The following is a 5,774-nucleotide window of genomic DNA, read 5'->3' on the forward strand; positions in this document are numbered from 1 at the left end:
CATTGCGTGTGGGGCCCCCCAACCTGTCAACAGAAGGAACCGTTCAATGCGACCTTGACAAGGCCCGGATCATACAAATCGACTTTCATCAGCACCTTGATGCCATCGACATCCATGCTTGCAAAGTCTCGCTCGGGCGAATCCGGGGCGAAGGTGCAATGGCGCAGAGCGGCCATCAACCGAGCCTGGGCCATCATGCTGTCTGCCGCGGTGTCGCCGCCGAGTTCTGCAAGCAGCCCGGATGTCATGACGATGCGGGCCGTGCGGTCACGGCCCTGACGCGCTGCATCATTGAGCTGCGCGATGTGCTCGGTGCGTTGCCGTGCGCAAGAGATGTCGGATGTGTCATGCATTGGAGGTCTCGTCCCGATCCAGGAGGCAACAAGCGGATAGCTGAACATCGATCGCGGTCCCCGGGGCGACGGTAATGGCGACCTGCCGATCCTTGGGAATGACCCACAGGATGCCGGCGAGCGTGTCGCGGATGCGCGCCGCGATGGCCTCGTCCTCGCCGAGCAGCACCCGGGCCGCGAGTTCGCGCGCATCGCGCAAGAAGTGCTCGTGCTGGGTGTCCCAGGAGTCGGCCTCGCTGTCGTCGCTCGCGCAGAAACAGACGTTCTCGATCAGATCGACCAGCGTTTCGGGGGTCAGCGCCGGACCCGGCACAAAAGCGATGCGGATTTGGTCGACACCGCTGTACCAGCCATCCTCGCCGACGACGAAGGCAACATCTGCCGGGATCCGTTCCTCGCGCTGCATTTCGCTGGCGCGGTGGAAGACACAGAACCTCAGCTCGATCGTCTCCGCACCAACATTGTCATCGAGCGGCGGGAAGCTGCCGTTCTCGGCGATGACGTGGTCGCGCTCCCCGGCTGCAACATAGAAGCGCACGTTGCCGAGCTGATGCAGCGCGTCATACCAGGCATAGCCAGCGTATGCGGGATGGTTCTCGACGAGGTGTGGGCGCAAAGGGTGCTCGCGCAGCGCGCGCTCCAGTCCCTGTGCAATATCGGGCTCGAGATCCGCGACAAGGATCGTGTCCGCACCTGCTACGACTTCCTCATACTCGACATTGACGTTGTCGCTCTCCGCGATGGCCGCATGCCAGCGGGGCAGGCAGGGGTCGGCCTCCGGCAGGGCAACCCCCAGATCGCGCGCTTCCTTCCAGTTCTCGAAGGAGAGCCGGTGCTGGCCTTTCTGTGCCAGCGCGGCATAGATCGTGCGCTTGCACGCTGCCTGCAGCGCCGCAAATGCAGCGTTCTCGACGAATTCCTTGCGCGCCGGGAGCACAAGGGCAAGTCCCGGGGTGGCCCCGATATCGAGCCGGGCATGGTAGGTCTTGCCGCCAAGGCTCTCCGAGACGCTGGCAAGCTTGCGGGTGAGTACCATGCCATGGAAGTTGGTCGTCGGGTCCTGGTGATATTCGCGGCCCTCGAACACGCCGATCTGGCTGCCGTTCCACTCGGCGATGTAGATTGCCTTGGCGAGGAAGTCCTCGCGCGGCATTTCCGTGCCATTGAAGAACACCGGCAGTGGGTAGAACTTCGCGACTTCGCGCAGAATCCGCTCGGTCGTCTGCTCGCTCACCCCGGGCATCAGGAAGGTGATGGTCGTACCGACCGGGCGAGCAAGGGGCCGCACGGCAATGTCCTGCGCGCCGGTCCAGCCATCCGCGGGGACATGCACCGACCATCCGGTGTCGGCATTGGCATGACGCGAGCTGATCCGGGTGTCCTTGCCCGCGAGGCTGAAGACACCCATGCCTGCCAGGTCTTCGGCCTCATGGATGTGCTGGCTCCAGCCCGAATCCCCCAGCGCAATCATGGTTTGGGGATCGGCAACCCCGGTTCCATCATCGACCAGTGTCAATCGCGCTCCGTCCTGGTCCGCGCAGCAGGCGATATCGATCCGGGAAGCGCCAGCGCGGCGACTGTTCTGGAGGAGCTCGCCGAGGATATCGCCGATGGTGCCGTTAAACAGGCGCGTGACTTTGGTGATCGTCTTCGGGCTTACGCTGGGTCGTATGAATGTCGGGTTCATGGCAAAGGGTCCTTTATCGCACTGGTTCGCCCTTCCCCTCCCCCTTCCCTTCAGATCGGCGGCTTGATGCCTGGCCAGAGCCGGGCGGCCTTCGGGCCGCGCCATCAGCGCACATGGCCGAGACACCCGTGCGCCTTGGACGTTAGGTTGATCGGTTGGAGAGCCGCGCCGAGCTTTGCTATATCTTGCCAAGCGGGACAGTCGCTTCGCTCAAACCTGAAGCCAAAAACTCAGCAAGCGATAACCTTCACATGACCTTGGGCCGCGTAATCGATGATCTTGCTGTCGCGCGTGATGACAGGAATTTGATGGTGCCGTGCTGTAGCGATTACGAACCTGTCGGCAGGGTCACCGTGCAAGGGATCAGGCAGATGCGAGGACGCAATCGCAATTTCGGGAAGGAGCGGCGCTTCCTTGATGCCGGGACCGGCCATGAACCGCGCAAACCAGCTTTGCGGGTCGGGAAGGAACGTCAGCGCTGGAACGTTGCCGCTGCGCACGCGGCTCAACAATCCCACCTCCCAAGCCGATGCGGGTGACACGAACACGCCTTCTGCCAGCGCGGCATGTGAAATGGCCGCTAGCGCCTCTTGGGCAAGCGGATCACCATTGGCGAGCCAGATAACCGCACACGTATCAAGCAGGACAGAACTGGGCAAAGCGGAGGGCTTCTTCTTCGTCATCACCCGTGCAACACGCCTTCGCTTGCACCCAACGGCTCAGCAAGCACCGGTGAGAGGAGGTCAAACCCTTCGGGAATGCTAACCGAGCCAGACATAAAACCGTGCAGCGCCTTAACGGCGTCGGCCATGCTGGGTGGAGGCGTTAAAACGGCGACGGCGTGGCCTCGCTTGGTGATGGTCACCTGATCAAGATCACGGCGTGCCAGTCGGTCGAGGATTGCGAGGCAGTTGGCCTTGAAGTCTGCCGCCCCGTAGGTTTCAGCTCGCATCTTATATTCCTATAGTCAGGTGTTGTGACTGGTCATATACAATGACTATATCGGAAAGTCTACAACTTCTGCCCAGAGAAGCCCGGTTCGATGGTATCGATCAGCCCACGCGCTTCGGCCGCAGATCCTCGGGCATGGGGATGATCTCGTGCGCCGTATCGCGCAGCGCCGTAACCTCGCCGCGCGCAGCGTAGAGCTCCTTGGCAATAAGCGCGCAGACTTCGGCCTTGCCATAGCTCGGCCGGCCAAGGTGATCGACGCGCTCGACTTGCCGGGCAATCACGCCGACTTTGCCTTCTGGTACCCATTCGGCCCAATCGCCCCAGGCGCTGGTCGTGCAGAATTCGCCGATCACGGCCATATAGGCCTTGCGCGTCCGCAGGATCGCGGACGCATTCTCCTCGACGGCCTCGCCAGTAAAGGCGCTGAAGCGGTGCGGATGCCAACACCGGGCGGTATCGCGGGCAAGCTGCAGGAAGCCCGCGGAGCAGGAGCGCTGGCGTTCAAGCTCGCTGGCAAAGGCAAGGATCGGGAGCGCCCAGTCGCAGTCTTCCTCGTAGGAGCCGCCCTCGATCAGTAGAGCTGGCGGCATGGCCCCCTGCCTTTGATCGGACAGAATGATGCCGCCGTGGCTTGGGGTCATGACCGACCAAATGCCGGGCCCAAGTTGATCGGCCTGTTGGACAGCACCCCAGATCGATGTCGATGGGCGCGGCGACGGAGCAAAACATGTCATGAGCGAACTCTCCTTCTTCAGGTTCGCTCAAATCCTCCCCCTCCACTTCACTCGAGAATGCGGCGTGCCTCGCTGATAATTGCCTCAGGCGTCACGCTGCTGACCGGCAGGGATACGACCAGCCCGGCCTGACCGAGACGCTCGCGCTCGATGCTGCGCAGCTCAAGATAGTCGGCATCATCCGACTGCAGGATCTGGAGCGCGAACTTGCATTCCACCCCGCTATGCTCATCGAGCAGCGCCACCAGGAAATCCGGCCTCGCCGACCCCGCAGCCAGCGTGATGTCAAAGAGGACCTTCTTGACCGCCATCCTGACACCGAGACGGCGCAGTTCATACTGGGCCTGTTGGAGCGCGCGCAGCACGTCGCGATCGTGTTCACGCTCGGCGGGCACGAACTGGTTCCCGCTGAAGACAGTCTGGGCATAGGCGCGCAGCGCCAGGTATCCTTCGCGCCGACTATGCTCGCCGACGACGGCCAGCACGAGAAATGGTGGCTCGACCTCGGCCCGGATGATCCCGGTGTGCTGGATGCGATTGCGGATTTCGACGGTTCCGAGCCCCGTCACCACCTCGCTCGATGTGACCTCGCTCGCTTCGATAAGCAGAAAGGCCTGCGGTGCAAACTCGGGCGGCCAGGTCTCGGCCGCAGCCCGCAATCGGGCATGGACCCGCCGTTTCTCGTAATCGATTGCGTTGGTGTAGAGATGATCCGACAGCCGAATGCCCGGCGCGATCTCGAGGCCCTGGGCGGCGCGCTTGAGGTGGCGCATTTCTTCGCTGATCGAGCCTGCGCGCCTGCCTGTGGCCGGTAATTCGCGCAGGATATTCGAGCCTGCGCGTTCGAGCAGCAACCAGAGCAGCTTGCCGAGGCGCGGGATCGCGACGCCGCGTGAGCGGTCGTCGGGCTCTATGTCCTCTGGCCTCTGTGCAAGCTTCTCCGGCGCCTTCTGGTGTGCGCTGAACAGGCCTTTTGGAAGGCCGATGGCATAGAGCGAATCCTTCACGGTCTCGCGGATGCGCGGTGGCGCCTGCGGCAGATGAAACGGGCAGCCCGGCTCGTGGCCTGGCCGCGAGGTAAGACGCCGGAGGTAATAGGTTTCCTGAAAACTGAGATAGGCCGCGCTCATCAGCGGCGGCGACCGCTCTGCCCCAAGGCAATCGCAGGCGATCCACTTGTGGTTCTCTCGCGCGGTCGAGACCAGTGAGACGCAAGCGCGGTGGTCGGCCTCGCTGCCCCGGCCTGTATACCAGCGCACCAGCGCAGCCTTCAGCTCGTCGCTGATGGCGACCCTGCCGGTCTTTCCTGTGGTGTCCTTACCTACCAGCCACATGCATGATGACGCCTTGACCCTGTCGTTTGTTCACGTTATGTTCATAATCTGCAGGAGCCCATGAATAATGAACAAGGTCTTTGATATCGGCAAGTTCGACCTCGATGTCACGCTGCGCGACGCGGCACTTGATCCCAATTGCCGTCCAACCAAGCGTATGCTCGCCAATGCCTCGATCGGAGTGGAGCCGTTCGATGCCTATTACTCAGCGCGCGAGCTCTATGAGACCTTGCAGGGCGTGTTTCAGGGCCTGCCCAATGCCAAGGCTCGGCTGACGCAGATCCTGTCCTGCCATTGCGATGACTATCAGCGCTGCCTCTACTATGCACTGGCAGGGCGCGGGGTTGTCCAGATGCTCGACGATCTCGAATGGCTCTTCGAGCTCCTCGGGCCGCGGTGCCAGATGTCGGGCCACATTCTGCGCTCGGGCCAGCACCCGGCACCGATGGTCAACCCTTACGTCTCGTCAGAGCCTGATGGCCCTGTTCCTGCCCGCAACGCCGACTTTACCGAAGGCCCATCGTGGTATCTCGATCCCGGCCTCGGAGGGATGATCGAGGAATAAGAGGCCATCAGTTATTGCGAAGGCCAAGTCGGTCGTCGTCATCAACAAGCGTGATGCGCCCGTCCCAGTCCCATAGGACAAGATTGAGCGCGTCTGCGGGGGCGCCGCGGGCGTAGCTCGGGACAACGATGCCAGCATAGCCTTGCG

7 protein-coding genes are annotated in these 5,774 nt (G+C 62.5%); 1 reads left to right on the plus strand and 6 read right to left on the minus strand.

The window, feature by feature from the left end; all coding sequences use genetic code 11:
- Positions 1-26: 26 nt before the first annotated feature.
- The 6 genes from OPU69_RS19695 to OPU69_RS19720 form a co-directional block, all read right to left on the minus strand.
- On the minus strand, positions 27-401 hold the full coding sequence (locus OPU69_RS19695; protein WP_498513258.1) for a DUF3768 domain-containing protein: 375 nt from the start codon (positions 399-401) through the stop codon (positions 27-29).
- Complete coding sequence (locus tag OPU69_RS19700; protein ID WP_498513260.1) at positions 346-2,040, minus strand: ATP-binding protein; 1,695 nt, start codon at positions 2,038-2,040, stop codon at positions 346-348. The genes OPU69_RS19695 and OPU69_RS19700 overlap by 56 nt, the downstream gene beginning before the upstream one ends.
- A 230-nt stretch (positions 2,041-2,270) precedes the next feature.
- Positions 2,271-2,723 (minus strand): type II toxin-antitoxin system VapC family toxin, encoded by a 453-nt coding sequence (locus tag OPU69_RS19705; protein ID WP_069052193.1) that lies wholly within the window; start codon positions 2,721-2,723, stop codon positions 2,271-2,273.
- A complete protein-coding gene (locus tag OPU69_RS19710) occupies positions 2,723-2,992 on the minus strand; it encodes a type II toxin-antitoxin system Phd/YefM family antitoxin (RefSeq protein WP_069052194.1) in 270 nt (89 codons plus the stop codon). Before OPU69_RS19710 ends, OPU69_RS19705 begins: the two co-directional genes overlap by 1 nt.
- 100 nt (positions 2,993-3,092) lie before the next feature.
- Positions 3,093-3,728 (minus strand): DUF7007 domain-containing protein, encoded by a 636-nt coding sequence (locus OPU69_RS19715; RefSeq protein ID WP_442856584.1) that lies wholly within the window; start codon positions 3,726-3,728, stop codon positions 3,093-3,095.
- A 47-nt stretch (positions 3,729-3,775) separates the two neighbouring features.
- Positions 3,776-5,062, minus strand: a complete 1,287-nt coding sequence (locus OPU69_RS19720; protein ID WP_498513263.1) for a DUF8535 domain-containing protein — start codon at positions 5,060-5,062, stop codon at positions 3,776-3,778.
- A gap of 67 nt (positions 5,063-5,129) precedes the next feature.
- On the opposite strand from OPU69_RS19720, the gene OPU69_RS19725 reads away from it, so the two are divergent.
- Positions 5,130-5,627 (plus strand): hypothetical protein, encoded by a 498-nt coding sequence (locus OPU69_RS19725; protein WP_058803380.1) that lies wholly within the window; start codon positions 5,130-5,132, stop codon positions 5,625-5,627.
- Positions 5,628-5,774: the final 147 nt, after the last annotated feature.

It is taken from the genome of Blastomonas sp. 34TW (assembly GCF_059803595.1).